Origin of the sequence: Nocardia thailandica NBRC 100428 (assembly GCF_000308795.1) — a bacterium.
Taxonomy (GTDB): domain Bacteria; phylum Actinomycetota; class Actinomycetes; order Mycobacteriales; family Mycobacteriaceae; genus Nocardia; species Nocardia thailandica.
Window position 1 is genome coordinate 1 of sequence record NZ_BAGK01000277.1, and the last position, 1,407, is coordinate 1,407.

General features: G+C 77.3%; 2 protein-coding genes. Both read left to right on the forward strand.

The window, feature by feature from the left end; all coding sequences use genetic code 11:
• Positions 1-66: 66 nt before the first annotated feature.
• Positions 67-870: a VOC family protein gene (locus ON36_RS28500; RefSeq protein ID WP_043660125.1), complete on the forward strand. Its 804-nt coding sequence runs from the start codon at positions 67-69 to the stop codon at positions 868-870.
• A 232-nt stretch (positions 871-1,102) separates the two neighbouring features.
• Entirely contained in the window at positions 1,103-1,243 is a 141-nt protein-coding gene (locus ON36_RS35105; protein WP_157225035.1) for a hypothetical protein, read from the forward strand.
• The last annotated feature ends 164 nt before the right edge of the window (positions 1,244-1,407 follow it).

A 1,407-nucleotide genomic window follows, 5' to 3' on the forward strand; every position in this document is an offset into this window, starting at 1 on the left:
GTCGGATTCCGGCGCCGGTGGCCGCGTCCGGCGACACGGGCCGGCCCGCGCCGCAGCATCGGAACCATGCACGCAGACATCACCGGCCTCCACCGCGTCGGCCTCCTCGGCCGCGACACCCAGCGGCTGGCCCGCCGCTACCGCGACCTCGGGTTCACGCTGGCCGCCGTCCCCGCCGGGCCGCACCACGCCGCGCGGGTGTCGGCCCGGGTCGGTGCCGCGTCGCTGGATCTGCTCGGCGTCGCAGCGGGCCCCCGGCCGGAGGTCCGTCGCACCGGTCCCCGCGCCGAGGGCCTGCGGCTGCTCGACCTCGGCACCGGCGATGCCGCGAAGGCCCGGCGGCGGCTGACCGAGATGGGGCTGCGCGCCTGCGCGGACCCTCGCGACGGCGCCGCCCACGCCCGCGTCCTCCGGATCGACCCCCGGCAGACCCCCGAGGCGTCGCTGGGCGTGGCCCAGGTGGCCCGGCGCCCCGTCCACGCCGACGAGCCCCGGACCCGCCACCCGAACGGCGCGCGCGGCATCGCCGCGGTCCTGGTCGTCGCCGCGGACGAGGTCCTGCCCGGCATCGTCGACCGCTACCGGCGACTGCTGGATCGTGAACCGCTACGCGAGGGCCCGCTGACCATGCTGCCGCTGGGCGCCTCACGGCTGGACTTCCTCCGCGCCGCCGACGCCGACGCGGTGCTGCCGGAGACGGCCGCGAACCCGGCGGCCGCCCACCTGGCCGCGCTCACCGTCCCCGTCGACGACGCCGACGCGGCCCGCGACCTGGTCGAGGACGCGGGCATCCCCACGACGACCACGTCCGACGGCTTCTTCGTCGCCGCCCCCGACGCCTACGGCACCGGTCTGTTCTTCGTCGGCTGAGGCGGCGGCTCGAACCGGTAGGAAACCAGGTCGTGCACTCCGACGAAGCCGAGCGTTCGAGAGATCCGGTCGGCGGTGGGATTCGCGAGATCGGTGAACAGGCAGGGCTCCGCGCCCTCGGCCCGGATGCTCGCGGCACCCGCGCGGTGAGCGCCGAGGCGTATCCGCGTCCGCGCGCGGCCGGCGGGGTGTACACGGGGCCGATCCGCGACCAGCCGTGGATCGGCTCCCGATGGGCGACCAGCAGACCGGCTCGCCGAGGTCCTCCCACAACCACCACCGGCCGCCCGCGATCCGCCCGGCCATCGCCGCGGGCGACAGCCGGGGCGACGGCATGCCCCATTCCGCGGCCATGGCCAGGTTGCAGGCGTAGCAGAGTTCGGCGTCCCCGGTACGCGCCGCCCCGCACCGCGGTCCAGCGCCGCGCGAAGGCGAGCGCGTCCAGCGGCGCGCCCTCGACCGCGGGCACCACCGCGTCCGTGCGCGCCAACCGGTCCGCGAGCTCTTCGGCGGCGCCCGTGGGCAACTCGCCGATGT

Bases quoted from the DNA above. Each gene is read 5' to 3' on its own strand.
- ON36_RS28500 (WP_043660125.1), top strand. From the start codon at position 67: ATGCACGCAGACATCACCGGCCTCCACCGCGTCGGCCTCCTCGGCCGC.
- ON36_RS35105 (WP_157225035.1), top strand. From the start codon at position 1,103: ATGGGCGACCAGCAGACCGGCTCGCCGAGGTCCTCCCACAACCACCAC.